This window comes from Actinomadura chokoriensis, from assembly GCF_039529475.1.
Lineage (GTDB): Bacteria > Actinomycetota > Actinomycetes > Streptosporangiales > Streptosporangiaceae > Spirillospora > Spirillospora bangladeshensis.
This window is the reverse complement of record NZ_BAAAMW010000002.1, coordinates 126,132-144,536: the sequence shown is the minus strand read 5'-3', so window position 1 is coordinate 144,536 and position 18,405 is coordinate 126,132. Positions and strand designations below refer to the sequence as shown.

The 18,405-nt window shown below is 71.4% G+C and carries 22 protein-coding genes and 1 pseudogene; 14 read left to right on the top strand and 9 right to left on the bottom strand.

Going from position 1 to position 18,405, the window contains the following annotated elements; all coding sequences use genetic code 11:
- Positions 1-30: 30 nt before the first annotated feature.
- The gene (locus ABFX46_RS04865; protein ID WP_346040123.1) at positions 31-531 is read right to left on the bottom strand and encodes a hypothetical protein; all 501 of its coding nucleotides are present in this window, start codon (positions 529-531) and stop codon (positions 31-33) included.
- Positions 532-570: 39 nt separating this feature from the next.
- Between ABFX46_RS04865 and ABFX46_RS04860 the strand changes: the two genes are divergently transcribed.
- Both ABFX46_RS04860 and ABFX46_RS04855 read left to right on the top strand, forming a co-directional pair.
- Complete coding sequence (locus ABFX46_RS04860) at positions 571-1,509, top strand: HpcH/HpaI aldolase/citrate lyase family protein (protein ID WP_346040122.1); 939 nt, start codon at positions 571-573, stop codon at positions 1,507-1,509.
- Positions 1,510-1,560: 51 nt separating this feature from the next.
- Complete coding sequence (locus ABFX46_RS04855; RefSeq protein ID WP_346040121.1) at positions 1,561-2,928, top strand: CPBP family glutamic-type intramembrane protease; 1,368 nt, start codon at positions 1,561-1,563, stop codon at positions 2,926-2,928.
- Between the two features lie 55 nt (positions 2,929-2,983).
- Here the strand turns inward: ABFX46_RS04855 and ABFX46_RS04850 are convergent, their stop codons facing one another.
- Complete coding sequence (locus ABFX46_RS04850; protein ID WP_346040120.1) at positions 2,984-3,295, bottom strand: NUDIX hydrolase; 312 nt, start codon at positions 3,293-3,295, stop codon at positions 2,984-2,986.
- Positions 3,296-3,392: 97 nt separating this feature from the next.
- On the opposite strand from ABFX46_RS04850, the gene ABFX46_RS04845 reads away from it, so the two are divergent.
- From ABFX46_RS04845 to ABFX46_RS04830, 4 genes are read left to right on the top strand one after another with little or no spacing between them, the layout of a single operon-like run.
- Positions 3,393-4,040, top strand: a complete 648-nt coding sequence (locus ABFX46_RS04845; RefSeq protein ID WP_346040119.1) for a DUF6758 family protein — start codon at positions 3,393-3,395, stop codon at positions 4,038-4,040.
- Positions 4,041-4,052: 12 nt separating this feature from the next.
- On the top strand, positions 4,053-4,919 hold the full coding sequence (locus ABFX46_RS04840; protein WP_346040118.1) for a PHP domain-containing protein: 867 nt from the start codon (positions 4,053-4,055) through the stop codon (positions 4,917-4,919).
- A 10-nt stretch (positions 4,920-4,929) separates the two neighbouring features.
- The gene (locus tag ABFX46_RS04835) at positions 4,930-5,637 is read left to right on the top strand and encodes an MBL fold metallo-hydrolase (RefSeq protein ID WP_346040117.1); all 708 of its coding nucleotides are present in this window, start codon (positions 4,930-4,932) and stop codon (positions 5,635-5,637) included.
- A 10-nt stretch (positions 5,638-5,647) separates the two neighbouring features.
- Positions 5,648-6,484 carry a RecB family exonuclease gene (locus ABFX46_RS04830; protein ID WP_346040116.1) on the top strand — a complete coding sequence of 279 codons (837 nt, stop codon included), beginning with the start codon at positions 5,648-5,650 and terminating at the stop codon, positions 6,482-6,484.
- Between the two features lie 5 nt (positions 6,485-6,489).
- On the opposite strand, the gene ABFX46_RS04825 is transcribed toward ABFX46_RS04830, so the two are convergent.
- The 4 genes from ABFX46_RS04825 to ABFX46_RS04810 form a co-directional block, all read right to left on the bottom strand.
- Complete coding sequence (locus tag ABFX46_RS04825) at positions 6,490-7,398, bottom strand: oxygenase MpaB family protein (RefSeq protein ID WP_346040115.1); 909 nt, start codon at positions 7,396-7,398, stop codon at positions 6,490-6,492.
- 79 nt (positions 7,399-7,477) lie between these two features.
- Positions 7,478-8,311, bottom strand: coding sequence for an alpha/beta fold hydrolase (locus ABFX46_RS04820; RefSeq protein ID WP_346040114.1), 834 nt, complete (start codon positions 8,309-8,311; stop codon positions 7,478-7,480).
- A gap of 61 nt (positions 8,312-8,372) precedes the next feature.
- Positions 8,373-8,564 carry a DUF1059 domain-containing protein gene (locus tag ABFX46_RS04815; RefSeq protein ID WP_203595945.1) on the bottom strand — a complete coding sequence of 64 codons (192 nt, stop codon included), beginning with the start codon at positions 8,562-8,564 and terminating at the stop codon, positions 8,373-8,375.
- A gap of 124 nt (positions 8,565-8,688) precedes the next feature.
- The gene (locus ABFX46_RS04810) at positions 8,689-9,564 is read right to left on the bottom strand and encodes an oxidoreductase (protein ID WP_346040113.1); all 876 of its coding nucleotides are present in this window, start codon (positions 9,562-9,564) and stop codon (positions 8,689-8,691) included.
- A gap of 71 nt (positions 9,565-9,635) precedes the next feature.
- On the opposite strand from ABFX46_RS04810, the gene ABFX46_RS04805 reads away from it, so the two are divergent.
- A complete protein-coding gene (locus tag ABFX46_RS04805; RefSeq protein WP_346040112.1) occupies positions 9,636-11,219 on the top strand; it encodes an FAD-binding oxidoreductase in 1,584 nt (527 codons plus the stop codon).
- Here ABFX46_RS04805 and ABFX46_RS04800 read toward each other — a convergent pair.
- Positions 11,157-11,663, bottom strand: a complete 507-nt coding sequence (locus tag ABFX46_RS04800) for a GNAT family N-acetyltransferase (RefSeq protein WP_346040111.1) — start codon at positions 11,661-11,663, stop codon at positions 11,157-11,159. The genes ABFX46_RS04805 and ABFX46_RS04800 overlap by 63 nt on opposite strands.
- Positions 11,664-11,842: 179 nt before the next feature.
- Between ABFX46_RS04800 and ABFX46_RS04795 the strand changes: the two genes are divergently transcribed.
- The 4 genes from ABFX46_RS04795 to ABFX46_RS04780 all read left to right on the top strand — a co-directional run bounded on the left by ABFX46_RS04795 (position 11,843) and on the right by ABFX46_RS04780 (position 14,617).
- Positions 11,843-12,229 carry a hypothetical protein gene (locus ABFX46_RS04795; protein ID WP_346040110.1) on the top strand — a complete coding sequence of 129 codons (387 nt, stop codon included), beginning with the start codon at positions 11,843-11,845 and terminating at the stop codon, positions 12,227-12,229.
- 79 nt (positions 12,230-12,308) lie between these two features.
- Positions 12,309-13,637 carry a metal-dependent hydrolase family protein gene (locus ABFX46_RS04790; RefSeq protein WP_346040109.1) on the top strand — a complete coding sequence of 443 codons (1,329 nt, stop codon included), beginning with the start codon at positions 12,309-12,311 and terminating at the stop codon, positions 13,635-13,637.
- A 426-nt stretch (positions 13,638-14,063) separates the two neighbouring features.
- Positions 14,064-14,366, top strand: coding sequence for a hypothetical protein (locus tag ABFX46_RS04785; protein WP_346040108.1), 303 nt, complete (start codon positions 14,064-14,066; stop codon positions 14,364-14,366).
- Complete coding sequence (locus tag ABFX46_RS04780; RefSeq protein WP_346040107.1) at positions 14,363-14,617, top strand: DUF6406 domain-containing protein; 255 nt, start codon at positions 14,363-14,365, stop codon at positions 14,615-14,617. The genes ABFX46_RS04785 and ABFX46_RS04780 overlap by 4 nt, the downstream gene beginning before the upstream one ends.
- A 254-nt stretch (positions 14,618-14,871) precedes the next feature.
- On the opposite strand, the pseudogene ABFX46_RS04775 reads toward ABFX46_RS04780, so the two are convergent.
- Positions 14,872-15,099: pseudogene (locus ABFX46_RS04775) on the bottom strand (IS110 family transposase); the annotation flags it as partial.
- A 5-nt stretch (positions 15,100-15,104) separates the two neighbouring features.
- Between ABFX46_RS04775 and ABFX46_RS04770 the strand changes: the two are divergent.
- A complete protein-coding gene (locus ABFX46_RS04770; protein WP_346040681.1) occupies positions 15,105-15,554 on the top strand; it encodes a TetR-like C-terminal domain-containing protein in 450 nt (149 codons plus the stop codon).
- Here ABFX46_RS04770 and ABFX46_RS04765 read toward each other — a convergent pair.
- On the bottom strand, positions 15,551-15,889 hold the full coding sequence (locus tag ABFX46_RS04765; protein ID WP_346040106.1) for a cyclic-phosphate processing receiver domain-containing protein: 339 nt from the start codon (positions 15,887-15,889) through the stop codon (positions 15,551-15,553). The two genes, ABFX46_RS04770 and ABFX46_RS04765, sit on opposite strands and share 4 nt — an antisense overlap.
- A 643-nt stretch (positions 15,890-16,532) precedes the next feature.
- On the opposite strand from ABFX46_RS04765, the gene ABFX46_RS04760 reads away from it, so the two are divergent.
- Both ABFX46_RS04760 and ABFX46_RS04755 read left to right on the top strand, forming a co-directional pair.
- Complete coding sequence (locus tag ABFX46_RS04760) at positions 16,533-18,113, top strand: hypothetical protein (RefSeq protein ID WP_346040105.1); 1,581 nt, start codon at positions 16,533-16,535, stop codon at positions 18,111-18,113.
- 5 nt (positions 18,114-18,118) lie between these two features.
- Positions 18,119-18,376 (top strand): hypothetical protein, encoded by a 258-nt coding sequence (locus ABFX46_RS04755; RefSeq protein ID WP_346040104.1) that lies wholly within the window; start codon positions 18,119-18,121, stop codon positions 18,374-18,376.
- Positions 18,377-18,405: the final 29 nt, after the last annotated feature.

Genomic DNA, 18,405 nt, shown 5'->3' with positions numbered 1-18,405 from the left:
CGGTCGGCCGGGTTCAGCGGTCGGCTCGGGCTAGCGGTCGGCTCGGCGGCGCTTGCCGCCGAGCATCCGCGGCGGCGGGCCGGCGGTGGTCGCCGGGGTCGGCACCGGGCGGACGGCCGCGTACTCCTCGTCCGCCGTCACGACCTCCTCCACCGGGGTCAGCCGGACGATCCACGACTCGGTCGCCCACGTCTCCACCTGCCCCTCGTGGGTGCGGGCGTTGAGGCGCTCCTTCGCGAGGACGGGCGTCACGGCGTCCCACAGCTCGGTGCCCGGCTCGACCACCTGCACGTCGGCGGTGAACGAGAGGAGCCGCCCGCCCTTGTCCTTGCTGCGGAGGATCACCGTCACCTGAGCGGACTCGGCCAGCCCCGGCAGCGGCTGCTCGCCCTCGCCGCCGGTCAGCACGTAGGCGGAGCCGCCGTGCCACACATGCCAGGCGGCCCGCGGCTGCGGGAGGCCGGGCAGGTCCAGCCACAGCAGCCCCGACTTCTTGGCCGCCTCCTCCACCAGCGCGCCGTTCAGACCCATGTCCGAAGGGTCTCACATCCGCTGGATAGCATCCGGGCCATGCGCTCTCGACGTACCACCCTCGCCGTCCCGGGCAGCAACCCGCGCTTCATCGAGAAGGCGCAGGGCCTGCCCGCCGACGAGATCTTCCTCGATCTGGAGGACGCCGTCGCGCCGTCCGCCAAGGAGGACGCCCGCACGACCGTCGCCGCGGCGCTGAACGAGGGCGACTGGTCCGGCAGGACCAGGGTGGTGCGCGTCAACGACCTCGACACGCCGTGGGCGTACCGGGACGTGATCGAGGTCGTCGAGGCCGCCGGCGCGAACCTGGACGCGATCATGCTGCCGAAGGTGTCGGACGCCACGCACGTCCAGTGGCTCGACCGGCTGCTCACCCAGATCGAGCGGGCGACGGGCCTGCCGGTGGGCCGCATCGGCATCGAGGCCCAGATCGAGAACGCCCAGGGGCTGACCGACATCGACGCGATCGCCGCGTCGTCGCCCCGCCTGGAGGCCCTCGTGCTCGGGCCGGGCGACCTCATGGCGTCGCTCAACATGAAGACCCTCGTCGTCGGCGAGCAGCCGCCCGGCTACACCGAGGGCGACGCCTACCACCACATCCTCATGCGGATCCTGATCGCCGCCCGCGCCCACGACCTGCAGGCCATCGACGGGCCCTACTTCAACGTCCGGGACGTGGACGCGTTCACGCGGGTCGCGCGGCGCTCGGCCGCCCTCGGCTTCGACGGCAAGTGGGTGCTGCACCCGTCGCAGATCGACGCGGGGAACGCGGTGTTCTCCCCGTCCCAGGAGGACTACGACCACGCCGAGCTGATCCTGGACGCCTACGAGCGGTCCCTGCGCGAGGGACGCGGCGCCGCCACCCTCGGCGACGAGATGATCGACGAGGCGTCCCGCAAGATGGCGCTCGTCATCGCCGCCAAGGGCCGCGCCGCCGGGCTGGCCCGCACCGAGCGCCCCGGCCCCCGCGGGCACTGACTGGCCGTACGATTCGTCCCACGGACGCAAGGTCCACGGGAGGGGTCGCACGTGTCAGAACCAGGGGAGAGCAGCGGCGGCTGGGCGCCGCCGGACGCCGCCGTCCCCGCCCCGGAACCCGGCCGCCCCGAGCAGCCGCAGCCCTACGTGCAGCCGCAGTACGCGGAGCCGCAGTACGCGGAGCCGCAGCAGGCGCAGCCTTACGGCGGGGCCGGCCCGGAGTACGTGCCCGGGATGCCCTACTGGCCGGGAGCGCCCGCGCAGCCCGGCGCCCAGGGGCAGCCGTACGCGCCCGGGCCCTATCCGCAGGCCCCCTACGGGCCGGGACCCTACGGCCCCGGTTACGGGTACGGCATGCCGCCGGCCAAGCGGCCGTGGACGGTGCCCCCGCCGGAGGGGCGGCCCTACCACCAGGCGGCGCGGGACGAGGCGCACCGGTGGTGGCGCCCGCTGGTCGGCAGCCTGGTGCTCCTCGTCGTCGGGTTCGGGCTCGCGATCCCGCTGATGGCCGTGATCATGATCGTCAACGCGCTGGTCACCGGGGACGCGCCGGACCCCGCCGCGACCGGCACCGACTCGCTCTTCGACAACGACACGGCCGACCTCGTGTTCAACCTCGGGTCGCTCGCGCTGTTCCTGCCGGTCGCGCTGGGCGCGGCCTGGCTCGTCCAGCGGCGGCGGCCGGGCACGCTGTCCTCGGTCGCCGGACGGCTGCGGTGGCGCTGGATGCTGGTGTGCTGCGGCCTGGCGATCGCGTTCTGCGTCGTGTCCTACGGGACGTCGGTCGTGGCGGCCATCGCGATGGACGACCGCTCCGGCGCCGACGAGCACTGGGTCGGCTGGGGCCGGTTCCTGGCCCCCGCGATCGTGATCGTCCTGCTGGTGCCGTTCCAGTCGGCGGCCGAGGAGTACGTCTTCCGCGGCTGGCTGCTCCAGGCCGTGGGCGCCTGCACTCTGGAGAACGCGCGGAGCCGGGTCGGGCGGGCCTTCAGCGCGGTGTTCCGCACCCCGTGGCCCGGCATCGTGCTCGGGTCGGCGCTGTTCACGGCCGGGCACGGCTACACGAGCTGGGGCATCCTCGACATCTTCCTGTTCGGCGCGATCGCCGCGTGGCTGACCGTGCGGACGGGCGGACTGGAGTCGAGCATCGCGCTGCACGTGTTCAACAACCTGATGGCGTTCCTCCTCCCCGCGGCGGTCGGCAAGCTCGACATCGAGCAGGGCAGCGTGCCGTGGCAGGTCGTGGCGGCGGACGTCGTCCCGATGGCGCTCTACGCGGCCGTCGTCGTCCTGCTGGCGCGGCGCATGCGCGTCCAGCGCGTCACCGGGGGCGGCGGCGTGCCGGTCGCCCCGGAGCCCGAGCCGGTGCAGGCGCAGGTGCCGGAGGACGCCGCCGTCACAGGACGCCCCACCGCCTGAGCGCGTCGACGAGCCCCGGCGTGAGCGGGAGGTCGCCGAGGGCGTCCGGCCGCACCTAGCGCACGTCGGCGGCGTCGTCGCCCGCGCGGAGCGTCCCGCCGGTCACGGTGGCCGTGTAGTCGTGGATCTCGTAGGTGACGCCGCCCGGCCCGGGGCGCTCGACCGTCCCGGCGAGCGCGCCGACGGCGACGTCCAGGCCGGTCTCCTCCTTCAGTTCCCGCGCGACGGCGGCCGGGTCGTCCTCGCCGGGCTCGACCCGGCCGCCCGGTATCGACCACTGCCCCTGGCCCGGCGGGCGCCCGCGCCGGACGAGCAGCAGCCGCCCGTCGCCGTCGCGCACGATCCCGCCGACGCACCGCTTCCTCATGACCGATTCCCCATGACCCCATTTTGTGCCCCCTTTCCCGGCGGGCTACCTGCCCCAACTTGACGATCCGGGACGTCGCCGCGCAGGGTGGGTAGTCATGAGGGCGGAGCCGATGTGCCCGCGCTGCGCGGGTCCGCTCAGCGCACCTGGACTCTGGTCCAGCGACTGGACGTGCGGCGTGCACGGCGCCGTACTGCCGAGGCAGCCCTCCAAGCGTCCCGGCCCGGACGGGCTGGCCGCCGTGCTGCGCGACGCGAAGGTCCCCGTCTGGACGCCCTGGCCCCTTCCGCCGGCCTGGCTCGTCACGGGATTCGCCACGGTCGGGGACGACCGCACCGGCGCGCGGGCGACGGCCGTCGCCGTGTCCGGGCCGGGGCTCCTGCGCGGCCCCGCCGACATGGTGCTGATCGCCGAGGAGCCCGGCATCGGGCTCGGCGCCCACTACGCCGGGCTGGAGGGCACCGACCCCGGCGACGCGTTCAACGGCGGCCCGCCGCACGTGAAGCTCGACGTCAGCGGCCCGGCGGCGACGTGCGGGCGCTCGGTCCCCATGTGGGCGGTCGGCGCCCGGCCCGACCGGGCCGTCTACGTGGGCGAGGCGATGGGCGACTGGCTGTGGGCGGTGCTGTGGCCCGCCGACGCCGGCGTCCTGATGCTGGAGAGCCAGAACCTCCTCGACCTGCGCGAACCCGGCATGGACCTCGATCTCCCCTACGGCGCCCACAGCCCGCGGCTCGACGACTGATACGGATCGGGCATGCGCATCGACCTCCACTGCCACAGCGACGCGTCCGACGGGACCCGGCCGCCCGCCGAGCTCGTCGAGCGGGCGCGGGCGCGCGGCCTGGACGTCGTCGCGCTCACCGACCACGACACCGTCGCCGGCTGGGACGAGGCCGCGGGCGCCCTGCCGGACGGCCTCACGCTCGTCCCCGGCATCGAGCTGTCCTGCCAGGAGGACGGCCGGAGCCTGCACATGCTCGGCTACCTGTTCGACCCGGAGCACCCGGCGCTCGCCGCCGAGCTGGCCCGGATCTGCGACGACCGGGTGATCCGGGCCCAGGGCATGGTGGACCGGCTCCGCGACCTCGGCGTCGACGTCACCTGGGGCATGGTCCGGGCGCTCGCGCGCGGCGAGGCCGTCGGCCGCCCGCACATCGCGGGCGCCATGGTGGAGGCCGGCGTGATCGGGACGGCGGACGAGGCGTTCACGTCCCAGTGGATCGCGCAGGGCGGCCGCGCCTACGTCGAGCGGTACGCGCTGGACCCCGAGCGCGCGATCGAGCTGGTCCGCGAGGCCGGGGGAGTGTGCGTGCTGGCGCATCCGCGGGCCCGCCGCCGCGGCTACGTGTTCGACGACGAGGTGATCGAGCGGCTCGCCGCCGCCGGGCTCGCCGGGATCGAGGCCGACCACCCCGACCACGTCCCCGAGGACCGCGCCCGCCTGCACGATCTCGCCAAGGCGCTCGGGCTCGCCGCGACCGGCTCCAGCGACGACCACGGCGCGCTGACCGGCGACCGGCTCGGCGCGGAGACCACCGCGCCGGAGGCCTTCGAGCGGCTCGCGGAGGCCGCGTCCGGCGGTGATCTCGGTGTGCCGGAACGGGAGCGCGAAGCACGGTAGGGTGCCTTGCGTGGACGCGCGCATCGAACAGGTGGTGACGTCGGGGAAGCTCACCCTGGACGACACCGAGTACGACGTCGAGAACAACACCTACATCGTCGGCGACGACGAAGAGGTCATCGTGATCGACCCGGCGTACGACGCCGAGGCCATCCTCAAGGAGGTCGGCGACCGGGAGGTCATGGCCGTCATCCTGACCGACGGCAACGAGCACCACCTCAGCGTGGTGCTGGAGGTCGCCGCGGCCGGCGAGGAGGACGAGGACGACTGGGCCAACATCGCGATGCACCGCGCCGACCGGCTGCTGTGGCGCGACTACTTCGGCCGCCTCGCCAAGGAAGAGGAGGACGAGGACGACGCCAAGGCGCTCCGCTCCCTCGAACCCGACATCTGGCTGGAGGACGGCGGCGTCTTCGAGATCGGCGACGCGCAGCTGGAGATCGTGCACACCCCGGGCCACACGCCCGGCAGCATCTGCGTGATCAGTGAGCAGCTCGGCGTGCTGTTCTCCGGCGACACGCTGCACCGCGGCCGTCCCGGCTCGATCGGCGGCGTCTACGAGGACCTGCGCAAGCAGCTCAACTCGATCGGCGCGCTGCTGACCCCGCTGCCGAAGGAGCTGAAGGTGCTGCCCGCGCAGGGCGAGGAGACCACGGTCGGCGACGAGGACGCCCGCTGGGAGACCTGGGGTTCGCTCGCGAACGAGTCCGACGACTGAGCGGCCGGGCATGGAGCAGCTGGGCTTCGACGGGATGCCCCAGCGGCTGTACACGTGCACGCCGTCGCGGCTGAACACCTGGCTGGACTGCCCGCGCCGGTACCGGATGACCTACCTCGATCGTCCGATGCCGCCGAAGGGCCCGCCGTGGGCGCACAACAGCGTCGGCGCGAGCGTGCACAACGCGCTGGCGGGCTGGTGGCGGCTGCCGCTGGAGGAGCGCACGCCGGAGGCCGCCGGGCGGCTGCTCGTCCGGGGCTGGCTGACCGACGGCTTCCGGGACGAGGCGCAGTCGGCGCAGTGGCGCGAGCGGGCCCGGGAGATGACCGAGCGCTACGCCGCGGGCCTCGACCCGTCCGATGAGCCGCTCGGCGTCGAGCGGACGGTCGCGACCCGCACCGACCGGATCGCCGTGTCCGGCCGCATCGACCGCCTCGACGCGCGCGGCCCCGAACTCGTCGTCGTCGACTACAAGACGGGCCGGCACGTCCTGACGTCCGACGACGCGCGCGGCTCCCTCGCCCTGGCGATCTACGCGGTGGCGGCGTCCCGCGTCCTGCGCCGCCCGTGCCGCCGCGTCGAGCTGCACCACCTGCCGTCCGGCGAGGTCGCGGTGTGGGAGCACACCGACGACTCGCTCGCCCGGCACATGCGCCGCGCCGAGCAGATCGCCGCCGAGGCCGCTGCCGCCGACGAGGCGTACCGCTCGCACGGCCGGGCGGACGACGGGCTGTTCCCGCCCCGTCCCGGCACCCTCTGCGGATGGTGCGACTTCGCCCGCCACTGCCCCGAAGGGCAGGAGGCCGCCCCGCGCAAGGAGCCGTGGGCGGCCCTCCGGACCGACTAGGCCGGCTAGGCCGAGGCGAGCGCCCGCCGGCTCGGCCAGCGGCGCGGGTCGCGGAGCCCGTAGAGGCCCCTGCTGACGTCGTAGCCCTCGGCGGCGAGCCGCTGCCGGCTCCGTTCGAGCATGTCGCGGGTGTTCTTGGCGAACGCGTAGTCGTGGACGCGCTCGGGCACCGAGTTCATCGCGAGCCGGAACGACCTCAGCGCCGCCGTCACCGCGGGCTGCGGCACCTCGGGCAGCGCCCCGTACATCGCGCGCGCCCAGTCCGGCAGCGAGTAGTAGCAGAGCGCCCCGAACGGGAAGTAGCCCGGCTTCCCGGGGGAGAGGAACTTGAGGTTGTCCGGCAGCGTCGGCCACATGAGGAACCGGACGGTCTCGGCCGCCTCCTCGGTGACCCGCAGCCGGGGCCGCATCTCGGCGAAGAACGCCTCCATCTCCGCGACGCTGCCGGGGACGTCCTCGGCGTGCAGCCCGACGAGCGTGGCCGACTTCCGCTGCTCGTCGAGGTACCGGTCGGCCATGGCGTCGGTCAGCGGCTGCCCGGCCCGCCGCGCCACCTCCAGGTAGGAGTAGACCTCCGCGCAGTGCACCCACAGCAGCAGCTCGGGCTGGTCGAGCCGCTCCTTCTTACCGGTGTCGTGGTTGAGGATCCGCAGGCTCCGGTGGATCTCGCGCACCCGGTAGGCGGCCTTCTCGACCTCCTCCGGGCTGCCGAAGGTGCCGAGCCCGACGAAGTCGGACGTCCGCTGCAGCCGCCCGAACGGGTCCTCGCGGAAGTTCGAGTTCTGCCACACGCCCCACATCGCCATGGGGTGCAGCGCCTGCAGCATCAGGCTCCGCACCCCGCCGACCCACATGGACCGGTCGAGGTGGACGCGCCAGGTGACGCTCTCGGGCGGCTGGATGGTCGCGGACATGAACACCTCCATGAGACAAACTCATGTAAGTGTGTCATTACCCGGCGGCGCCCGTGACACCGCCCCCCGGGCGAACGCCTCAGCCCGTCCCGGCGAGGACGCCGCGCAGGCGCTCGGCGAACGAGGCCGGGTCGTCGGCGAAGCCGGTGTGGCCGCCGGGGAAGAGCACCGGCTCGATGCCGACGGCCTCGCCGAGCGCCCGCGACGCCCGGTCGCAGAGCTGCCCGTCCGAGTCCTCCCCGATGCCGATCACGACCTTGTCCTTGACGGCGCGCAGCGCGCCGGCGTCGGGCTTCCAGCGCGTCGTCCCGCGCAGCTCGTGCGCGAACCAGCGGCGCTCGTCCGCGAGCTGGTCGGCGGGACGGTCGGGGCCGAACATCTGCTCCAGCACCGGGTCGGGGATCATGATGTTCGCCGAGCGCATGAACATCCGCCAGGCCCCGACCATGTCGCCGCTCTGGTGGGTCTCGATCATCTTCTCGGTGGCCGCGTGGAGGTCGTCGCGATCGGCCACGAGCTCGTTCAGCGGCGGCTCGTGGGCGATGACCACGCGGACTCGCTCCGGGTGGGACTGCGCCAGCGCCAGCACGCTGCAGGCCCCGCCACTGGACCCGAACGCGGCCGCGGGCCCGGCATCGACGTGCTCGATCAGGCGGGCGAGGTCATCGGCCCGCAGCGGCGGCGTCGAGTCCTGCTCGGGGTCGTCCAGCGGGCTCCGGCCGATGCCGCGCGGGTCGGTGGTCAGGACCGTGAACTCCCCGGCGATCAGGTCGGCGAGCGGCGCGAACGCGTCGGCGTTCATGGGCGCCCCCGCGAGCACCACCAGCGGCCCCGACCCGCGCAGCTCGTAGTGGAGCCGCCCGTCGGGCACGCGCAGGGATCCAGTGGTGGGCTGGAACGAAACGGACGTCATCGGGTCCTCCGGTCTGCAGGGTGTGGAGAGGGAGACCCCGAGGACGTCCGGAACTCATCGGTTACCGGACGCTCATCTCCTCGTCCTTGAGGCCGTGGCGGATCTCGTCCCGCAGTTCCGGGGTGTCGGTGTGCCCGTGCACCGAGGCGGCGTGCTCGGCGGCGGCCCGGACGACCTCGTCCTCCTCGCCGCTGATGGTGAGCGTGCAGCCGGACTCGCTCGGCATGTCCCGGCAGTCGGCGACCTTGCGCATGATTCCTCCTCGCGGCCCGCCGCACCGCCGCACCTACTCCCTTCAGCCTGACATAAGCCCAGGCAGGAGTGAAGATGCACGCAGACGGCGGAGGCGCAATGTCACCAGCGCGTCGCGCGTTCGTTCACACCTCTCCCAGGGAGTCCAGTTCGGCGCGGTCGTCCGCGCTGAGCGTCAGCGTGCCGGCGGCGATGTTCTCCTCCAGGTGGTCCGGCGACCCGGTGCCGGGGATCGGGAGGATGTTCGGCGATCGGGCCAGCAGCCAGGCCAGAGCCACCTGCGGCACGGTCGCGCGGTGGCGGGCGGCGACGGCCTCCAGCCGTCCGGCCGTGATGGGCTGGAAACCGCCGACCGGGAAGAAGGGGACGTAGGCGACACCAGCTTCGGCGCAGGCGTCGACGAGCGGGTCGTCGTCGCGCGACGACACGTTGTAGAGGTTCTGGACGCAGGCGAGGGCCGGCGCGATCGAGCGCGCCTCGGCGAACTCGGCGGCGGTGACGTTGGAGATGCCGAGGTGACGGATCAGCCCCTCGTCGCGCAACGCGAGCAGCGTTTCCAGCGGGCCGGCCATGGACGTCCCGGCGCGGTCGACGTCGCCCATCCGCAGGTTCACCACGTCCAGCCGGTCCAGGCCGAGGGAGCGCAGGTTGGCCTCGACGCCGCGGCGCAGCCCGTCGGGGGTGAGGCCGGTCTTCTCCGCCGCGGGCAGGGCGATGTCGGAGCCTTCGACCAGCGCCCCCACCTTCGTCACGATCACCAGGCCGTCCGGATACGGGTGCAGCGCCTCCCGGATCAGCTCGTTCGCCGCGACCCCGTCCCGCGCGTAGTAGTGCGAGGTATCGATGTGGTTCACGCCGAGTTCCACGGCCCGGCGCAGGACGGCCAGGGCCGTCTCGCGGCCGGGGCGGTCGCCCCTCGGCCAACCGGTCAGCTTCATCGCGCCGTAGCCGATCCGCGCGACGCTCAGGTCTCCGCCCAGTGCCCACCGTTCCCAAGTCATGATCACCCACTCTAGGTCCGCGCGGGGGCACCTCGACCGGAGCGGACGCGGACCGGCATCATCGTGGGGTGATGACGACGCGATCATGGTGGGGCTGGGGCGACCTGGAAGCCGCGGTCGGGGGTGTGGAACGGGCGGCGCTGATCGGGCGCGTGGCCGGGCTGCTGCCCGGCGCCGAACTGGTCGACCACGCCCCTCCGCCGGTCGGCGAACTGGACGTGCGGGCGCCGCGGATCGCGCCGCCGCCGTCCCTCGCGGCCCTCTGCTCCGGCGACGCCGCCGACCGGCTCGGGCACGCGCGAGGGAAGGCGTTCCGGGACGTGGTCCGCAACCTGACGGGCGACGTGGGCGACGTCCCCGACCTGGTGGTCAGGCCGCGCGACGAGCAGGACGTGGTGGACGTCCTGGACTGGTGCACCGGCGCCGGGATCGCCGTCGTCCCCTACGGCGCCGGCAGCTCGGTCGTCGGCGGCGTCGAGCCCCGCGGCCTCGGACCCGCGGTCAGCCTCGACCTGGGCGGCCTCGCCGACGTGGTCGAGATCGACACCGCCGCGCGGGCCGCCCGGATCCAGGCGGGCATCCACGGCCCCGCCCTGGAGGCGCGCCTGCGTCCGCACGGCCTCACGCTGCGGCACTTCCCGCAGTCGTTCGAGTTCTCGACCCTCGGCGGGTGGCTGGCGACGCGCTCGGGCGGCCACTACGCGACCGTCCTCACCCACATCGACGACCTGGTCGAGTCGCTGCGGGTGGTGACTCCGGCGGGGGTGAGCGCGTCGCTGCGGCTGCCCGGCTCGGGCGCGGGCCCGTCCCCGGACCGGCTGTTCCTCGGGTCGGAGGGCGCGCTCGGCGTCATCACCGAGGCGTGGATGCGCCTCCAGGAGCGGCCCCGGTGGCGTGCGGGGGCATCCGTCCTGTTCGCCGACTACGACGACGCCGTCGCCGCGACCCGGGCGCTGGCGCAATCCGGGCTGAACCCGGCCAACTGCCGCCTGCTCGACCCCATGGAGGCGCTGCTGAACGCCGGCACCGACTCACCGGGCGGGGTCCTGGTGCTGGGCTTCGAGTCCGCCGACCATCCGGTCGACGCGGGCTTGGAGCGGGCCCTGGAGCTGTGCCGCGACCACGGCGGACGCCCGCAGCCGCGTCCGGGCGGTTCGGGCGTCCGCAACGCGTCCGACACCTGGCGCACCGCGTTCCTGCGCATGCCCTACCAGCGCGACGCCCTGGCCGCCCACGGCATGATCGTGGAGACCTTCGAGACCGCCTGCACCTGGGGCGGCTTCCCCGCCCTGCGCGAGGCCGTCGTCTCGGCGGCGCGGGACGCGATGCGCGCGGTCGGCGCCGAGGGCGTGGTGACGTGCCGCTTCACCCACGTCTATCCCGACGGCCCCGCGCCCTATTTCGGCGTCTACGCCAGCGGCCGGTGGGGCTCCACCGTGGCGCAATGGGACGAGATCAAAACGGCCGTGTCCGACGTCCTGTCGGCCCATGGCGCCACGATCACCCACCATCATGCCGTCGGCCGCGACCACCGCCCCTGGTACGACCGCCAGCGCCCTGAGCCGTTCGCCGCCGCGCTCCAGGCCGTGAAATCAACCCTGGACCCGGCCGCCATCCTCAACCCCGGTGTGCTCCTCGACCCCGCCGGGGCCTGAACCGGCGAACGATATCCAGACGTCGGGCGGCAGATCGGGGCGGGTCGGCACCGGTCTGCGGTCCTCCGTCCAGGCGGCCGGAGCGATCGCGTCGGCCGCGCGCCGCCAGAATCGCACCGCGCCGGCATTGCCGTCCTGGAAGGCGACTTCCCAGCGTCCGGGATGCCGGTCCACCACTTCTCGGACGGCGCGCAGGCCGATCCCGCTTCGTCTGACCCCTCGCACGACGAAGAACGAGGTCAGCACCCGCCGCTCTTCGGTGAGCCCTCGGACCACTGCGAAACCCACCGGACGGTCGGTACTCGTGAACAGATAGGCGACCGAATCGTCACCGGAGAACGCGGCTTGGAGGCGCGTGCTCCGGAACGTCCCGTCCGGGTAGGGAAGTAGTCCCCAGAACTCCGACATGTCGTGCTGGAACATCAGCCACAGCCGCTCCAGCACTGGACGGTCGGCGGCACCGGCGCGATGAACGGACAGTTCGACCACGAGGACTCCTCGCAAAACTCTCCTTGAAACGACGAAGAGCCTGCCGGCCGGTTCTCACCGGCCCGCAGGCTCCCGCTGGATACGGGGATCTTACAGCCGCGGCCGCAGCGTCTCGGCGTGGTAGACAGGTGATCGTGCAACGGATCCATGGTGAAAAGGCCGGGCGGTGGAGTCTCCGCCTCGACGCCGCCTACTGCGCGGTGCTCGGCACTGCGGTGGCGCTGTTCGCAGAGCAGATCGCTCAGAAGATCGCGTTCTCTCCGCTTCTGATCGCGGTCCTCGGCGTCGCCGTAGTGGTGTGGGCGGGAGGCATCGTGTGGATGCTCGCCCGGCTACCGCTGCGGCTCGCGCTTCGGCTGGTGATGACCGCCAACGTGCTCGCGGCGATCGCCGCCGGGGTCGCCTCGGTCGCCGCCGCGACAGTGCTCATCGTCGCGGCCGTCGTGACCGTGGCCATCGACGTTGCGCTCTTCGCCACGAGCCAGGCGATCGCCCTGCGCAGGCTCCCCGTCCGAGGCTGACGCGTCACGCGGGGGGCAAGCGTTCGCAAATGCTTGGCGGTCGGCCGCTCGCCGCTGGTGCAGCGGGCACGAGGCGGGCGTGAGCGAACAGCGGCGCGCCGGGACGGTGCTGATCCGCGATGTGCGGATCTTCGACGGGGTGAGCGACCGGGTCCGGGCCGGGCATGTGGTGCTCGACGGCACCAAGATCAAGGCGGTGGGGGAGGGCGACCCACCCGCCGACGTCGCGGCGGCCACGGTCGTCGACGGGCGCGGGACGACGCTCATCCCCGGACTCAGCGACGCCCACGTCCACCTCATCCTGGCCGGCGCCACGCAGGCCGAGCTGATGCTCGGCGGCGCGGGCCTCGGATACCTCAAGGGCGCGGCCGAGGCCGAGGCGATGCTGATGCGCGGGTTCACGACCGTCCGCGACATGGCCGGCGACACCGGCGATCTGAAGCGCATGATCGACGCGGGCGCGCTGCCCGGCCCCCGGATCTACCCCAGCCAGGCCGGCCTGTCGCAGACCGGCGGGCACGGCGATTTCGGCATGGTCTACGACGTGCCGACCGCCCTCGGCGGCACCGCCACGCGCGCCGAGGATCTCGGGCTCATGCGGATCGCCGACGGCCCCGCGCAGGTGCTCGCCGGCGTCCGCGAACAGCTCAAGAAGGGCGCCTCCCAGATCAAGATGATGGCCGGGGGCGGTGTCGCCTCGGCCTACGACCATCTGGACGTCCTGCAGTACACGCCGGACGAACTGCGCGCCGGGGTGCGGGCGGCGGCCGACTGGGGCACGTACGTGGCGGTCCACGTCTACACCGGCGCCGGCATCCGCCGGGCGGTCGAGGCGGGCGTCCGGGTGATCGAGCACGGGCACCTGGCCGGGGAGGACGACGTCAGGTACATGGCCGACCACGACGTCCGACTGTGCATCCAGCCGTTCGCCGAGGACGACCATGCCTACGCGAATCCGGCGTCGGCCGAGAAGAACCGGCAGGTGTGCGAGGGGGTGGAGCGCGTTTTCGGATGGGCGGTGAAGCACGGCGTGCCCCTCGCGTTCGGCACCGACCTGATGCTGAATCCGGCCGCGAGCGCCAGGCAGAGCGAGATGCTGACCCGCATGGCCGGGCTGGCCGGTGGCCCCATCGCGGGGTTGAAGGTCGCGACGTCCGGTAACGCCGAACTGTTTCGCATGTCGGGCCCCCGCGACCCGTACCAGATTCCAACGGCCGCGGACGTGGCCGCCTACGGCACCGGGCCGCACGTGGCCCACCTGGGCGTCATCGCTGAAGGAGCGTGGGCCGACCTCCTGCTGGTCGACGGCGACCCCACCGACGACTTGGCGGCGCTGGCCGATCCCGGCGCCAACCTGAAGGTCATCATCAAGGACGGCCGCATCTACAAGAACACCCTGACCGGTTGATCGCGGCTCAGGACGCGGTGAGGGCGACGTGGTCGTCCAGGAAGTCGTAGAAGCGCTGGGCGGTGAGGGCGCGGGCCATCGGCTGGCAGTGCCCGGCGGCTCCTTCGGTGTCGGTGAAGCGGGGATTAGTTCAGCATCTCAGGTAAGTCGGCGCTGACACCCCGCAGACATCTGGACACCGTTCGGCGCCGGTGCCGCTCTCGTCCGGCAGTCGAAGGGGCTGACCACGCGTGGGTGTCGACCGCATGGGCAACAGCACTGGTGGGCCTGAAGGCATCGACAAGCCGTCGGTTCGGGACGGGAAATGGCAGCCTCCGCCGGACCTGCCGGGCTCGCCCGGACAGCCGTCCCGCCTCTGAATCAGGGCAGTGCGGCGGGTGACCGCGCCGAGGTGCTCACCCAACTCACTGCGAACCTGCTAAAACAGTGGAGTTCCCCACCGGATACGACAATCAGGGCCGCAGTCCCGATAGGCAGCTTCTTGAGGATCTGCGCGGCAAACTCGCTGACCACAACCCCGTGCTGGTCGGCACGCGAAGCCTGGGGAAGAACGAATCGCCACTGGTCAAGGACCTGCGTCCGGGCCATGTTTACGAGATCACTCAGGTTGATGACCAAGGTCGGCTGCATCTGCGTAACCCATGGAATCGACGTCACCCGCAACCTCTGAGCATTAGTGAGTTCAAGGCCAGCGTCCGGCCTCTCTACACCACACTGGAGCGGCGATGAGCATCAACGAGATCGTTCTAGGGCCCGACGGGCAGCGCAACACTTCGATAGGGAGTTTCGGGGTGGTCCACGTCGATGTCCGGGAAGGGCATCCGCTCACTGTCCGCCTCGCCGTCGAAACCGACGAGGATCGGGCCTACACCCTTCAACCCGGTGGCACCTTTCCGGTGGGCGACCAGGTGTGGAAGCTCGAACGGGTTGAGAATCCCGGCAGCGAGGCATGGGCCGTCGTACTGACCAGAGTCCCATAAGTCCGGAGCCGCGTGGCCGGACGGAGCGCCGAAGCGCCCCATCCGACAGCGCCCGGACCGTCACCACGGCCGGGCATGTGGTGACGGAAGGCATCAAGGTCAAGGCCGTGGGGGACGGGGACCCGCCGCCCGGCGTCGAGGCGGACACGGTCATCGACGGGGCCATAACCGTCGGCGTCGACACCCACAAGCCCGTGGCTCGGAGTGTTAAGCGTCGTCTGCCTCCCGGGGGGTCCCTATTGGATCTGTCAAGCCCGCTGGTAATACGGTCGCGAGACCGGGTCTGCGAGGGAGGCGAACGCGGCCAGGAACATGGCGCGTTTGAGGTTCTTGCTGCCGCCCTTGGGCGGGTGCTCGCCGCGGATGGAGGTGCCCGAGTGCCGGGTGACCGGCGCGAGCCCGGCGTAGGCGGCCAGGTGACCGGGCGTCGGGAACGAACTGCCGTCGCCGACCTCCAGCAAGACGCGTGCTGCGGTCCTGACCCGTCCTGTACCGCCGCTGGGCCAACAAGGACCAGATCGTCCTGGCCGCGCTGGAGCACCACCGCAACGCCCACCCGGTCGACATCCCCGACACCGGAACGCTGCGCGGCGACCTCATCGCCGCGCTGACCGGCATGGGCGAGGCCCGCGCCGCCTTCTTCGTCACCCTCGCCGCCACCGCGTTCTCGGGCCTCCTGGCCGACACCGGGCTCACCCCCGCCCAGGTGCGCGACCGGATCATGGGCGAGCAGCGGATCTCACGTGTCCAGACCATCTACCGGCGCGCCCATGACCGCGGCGCGCTGGACGTCGACAGAATCCCCGCCGCGGTACTGGCCCTTCCCTTCGACCTGGTACGCCACGACCTGCTCATGGACCTGGAACCCTTGAAGCCGGCCCGCATCCACTCGATCGTCGACGACCTCTTCCTACCGCTGGTCCGCGGCCACCTCTAAACGACCGCCCGCCGCACCCGGTACCCCCAACGCCCCAACACCCGAACCACGGTCTCCGCCCCGCTCGGATTGGCGCTGTGAACGAACACCATGCCGATCTGAAAGGGACGCCCCTCGAAGGCCGCCTCCTCCAGCATTGCCACGACGGGCATGATGCTGTCGTCCCCGCCGAGATCGTGGTCGAGCCAGAGCTCGTCGATCTCGACGCCCCGATGCTCCTCAAGAAGGAGAACACCCTCGCGACTGCTCCGAGCAACCCGCGTGACCCCCGGCAGAGACCGCAGATCATCAATGCCGAGAACGACCCGCGCCCGCTCCTCCGACCCATCGCCCACCCGTCCAGCGTCGCACCCCTGCCGCGGAATGCGCTGCGGCGATGCCTTCCGGCCTGTGTTCGCTCGGCACGGGCCGCCTCGACGGCCCGCGAGCTTCTATTCGTCCTCGGTGTCCTCTGCATGAGGCCAAGAACAGCCGCAGGACGTCGTCTTTCCGACGAATTCATCGCGTTCCCCCGTCGGGATCGATAAGCACGGCGTCATTGGAGGTGAGCGCGACCAGGGGGAATCGAAGTACACGCGGCTGAGTCGCGGCGGCGCTGGGTGAGCCGCCCCTTGAACGCCTGGTGAGGGCGACCAGCTTCGGCACCGGCGGCCCGAACTGGCCCGCCGCTCCGGGAGCCAGCGCCCGTCGGCCACCGGGCTGCGGCCATAAGTGACCTTGACATCGATCAGTGCAGAGTCACAGCCTTTGCGACCTCGGACTCTTAGTCCGGGGACGATCGTCCCGGGACACTTTGACGGGACGCGGTGGGTGCGGTGCCGTGGTGCACCGTCCGACAAGCCACCCTGCGTAACTTGACGGGATATGTCGGATTAGTCCAGTCTCAGGGTAAGTCGGCGCTGACAACCCCGCGGACATCTGGACCACCGTTCGGCGCCGGTGCTGTTCTCGTCCGGCAGTCGGAGGGACTGACCACGCGTGGGTGTCGAGCGCAATGGCAACGGCACTGATGGGCCCGAGAACGTCGACAAGTCGCCGGCCCAGGACAGGGCATGGCGTTCTCCGCCCGACCGGCCGGGCTCGCCCGGACAGCCGTCCCGCCTCGAAGGCAGGGCCGCCGCAGCCGGCCGCGAACTCCCGGCCGAGCAGAGTGACGAGCGGGACGACGAGCAGCCTCCCGCCGCCGCTGAGAAGCCTCAAGCCGAAGCGGAGAAGGAAAGCTCGGACGACGACCGGTTACGTGAGGACCGACCTCCGGGCGCTTCGCCGGTGGAGGACGCCGGGCAGAAGGCGGACAAGGACCCGGGCGAATCTGAGGACGCCCGGCCTGCGACGGCGGACCGTCCCGGCGCGGAGCGCGATGAGCAAGCCGCGGAGCAGGACGACGATGACGAGCCCGGTGACGCTCGCGCCACGGATGCTCAGCCGGAGCCCGAGGGCGAACCGGAGAAGCCTTCGGGGAGCGACGTATGGGAGAAGTTCGCGAACGAGTCGGCGACATATACCTTGGACGGCCGCGAGTTCGGGTACCGCACCTGGGGTGAGGAGTTCGAAGCCCGCCGAGCATCCCGCGAGGCGATGGGCAAGCGCGCAGAGGCTCGTCAGGCGGAGGTTCAGGACGAGCCAGTCGACCGGGACGAGACGACCTCCGCGAAGGAGAAGGCTCCGGCCGACGCGGGAGCGGACGAGCCCGGTAACGAGACCGCCGGGTCGGATGAAACAGGCGCCGCCGAAGCCGACGCCGAAGCCGCCGCCGAGATGGCAGCCCAAGATGACGCGTGGCGCGAGCACGCCGACAGCATGAGATCCAAATGGGCCGACCTCGAAGCGGAGCAGACCCCTGACGAGCCGCCGGAAGAGAGCGACGAAGGCGAGGACCCCCAGGGCGAAGGCACGAGCGAAGACGCTGACCTCCCTGGAGACGAACCGGGCTCCTGGCGCGGGGACGGCGATCAATACCTGAACTACGAAGAGAATTATTCGGTTGATCGTTCCTTCAGCCGCCTGCGGGATCGAGAAATCGATGTCACGGACGACCTGAAGACGCAGGAGGCAGAGATGGTCGACGTGAAGCTGGTGGGCCTTGAGTACCGTTTAAAGGGCGAGGACAGGTTCAAGGAGAAGGTCGCCGAGAAGCTTGCGGCTGAGTTTCGCAAGAGTCCTACCGAAGCGGCGGACTCGATATCGGATGGCCTGAGATATACCTATCAGGTTCCTGTCGATAAGTATGCCCAAGGGTACCGGCAGATCGCCGATGGGTTGCGGGACAAGGGCAATGAGATGGTTTTTTGTAGAAACTCTTGGGATGCGCCGGAGTATAAAGGTGTGAATACTAGGTGGCGGACGCCTGATGGCCAGCTTTTCGAAGTTCAGTTCCATACGCCTGAAAGCTTTGAGGCGAAGCAGTTGACTCACAAGGCTTATGAGCGGCAGAGGAATCCGCTGACGAGCGGTCAGGAGAGGGTGAAGCTAAAAGCCTTCCAGCGAGAAGTTTCGGCCGGTATTCCCGTCCCCGCTGCGGTTGGCGATATATCGGACTATCGGAAAGAGGGGTACTAGCGGGCATGTCTGAGGAAAGTGTTACCTACTATGCGATCACCGGCGGAGGCAAGACGGTCGATTCTCCGCACGGAATCGTTCGGCGGCGCACTTCGGCAGAGATCGGCATTGTTGATGAGGCGCTGCATCGGGACCTCCAATGGCATGGAACCGGCATCATCGTCGAGTGGGAGCACGCAAGTTTCGATGATGAATTGGAAGAGGTCGGCGAAGAGAAGGCGATGCAGATCATTGAAGCCTTTCGCGCGGGCGGTCCCTACTGACCTCCGGGCGCCCACCCGACGACCATGTG

What these genes read in the sequence shown, in the direction of transcription:
- ABFX46_RS04865 (WP_346040123.1), bottom strand. Translation starts at nt 531, where the DNA reads ATGGGTCTGAACGGCGCGCTGGTGGAGGAGGCGGCCAAGAAGTCGGGG.
- ABFX46_RS04860 (WP_346040122.1), top strand. Translation starts at nt 571, where the DNA reads ATGCGCTCTCGACGTACCACCCTCGCCGTCCCGGGCAGCAACCCGCGC.
- ABFX46_RS04850 (WP_346040120.1), bottom strand. Translation starts at nt 3,295, where the DNA reads ATGAGGAAGCGGTGCGTCGGCGGGATCGTGCGCGACGGCGACGGGCGG.
- ABFX46_RS04845 (WP_346040119.1), top strand. Translation starts at nt 3,393, where the DNA reads ATGAGGGCGGAGCCGATGTGCCCGCGCTGCGCGGGTCCGCTCAGCGCA.
- ABFX46_RS04840 (WP_346040118.1), top strand. Translation starts at nt 4,053, where the DNA reads ATGCGCATCGACCTCCACTGCCACAGCGACGCGTCCGACGGGACCCGG.
- ABFX46_RS04830 (WP_346040116.1), top strand. Translation starts at nt 5,648, where the DNA reads ATGGAGCAGCTGGGCTTCGACGGGATGCCCCAGCGGCTGTACACGTGC.
- ABFX46_RS04825 (WP_346040115.1), bottom strand. Translation starts at nt 7,398, where the DNA reads ATGTCCGCGACCATCCAGCCGCCCGAGAGCGTCACCTGGCGCGTCCAC.
- ABFX46_RS04820 (WP_346040114.1), bottom strand. Translation starts at nt 8,311, where the DNA reads ATGACGTCCGTTTCGTTCCAGCCCACCACTGGATCCCTGCGCGTGCCC.
- ABFX46_RS04815 (WP_203595945.1), bottom strand. Translation starts at nt 8,564, where the DNA reads ATGCGCAAGGTCGCCGACTGCCGGGACATGCCGAGCGAGTCCGGCTGC.
- ABFX46_RS04810 (WP_346040113.1), bottom strand. Translation starts at nt 9,564, where the DNA reads ATGACTTGGGAACGGTGGGCACTGGGCGGAGACCTGAGCGTCGCGCGG.
- ABFX46_RS04805 (WP_346040112.1), top strand. Translation starts at nt 9,636, where the DNA reads ATGACGACGCGATCATGGTGGGGCTGGGGCGACCTGGAAGCCGCGGTC.
- ABFX46_RS04780 (WP_346040107.1), top strand. Translation starts at nt 14,363, where the DNA reads ATGAGCATCAACGAGATCGTTCTAGGGCCCGACGGGCAGCGCAACACT.
- ABFX46_RS04755 (WP_346040104.1), top strand. Translation starts at nt 18,119, where the DNA reads ATGTCTGAGGAAAGTGTTACCTACTATGCGATCACCGGCGGAGGCAAG.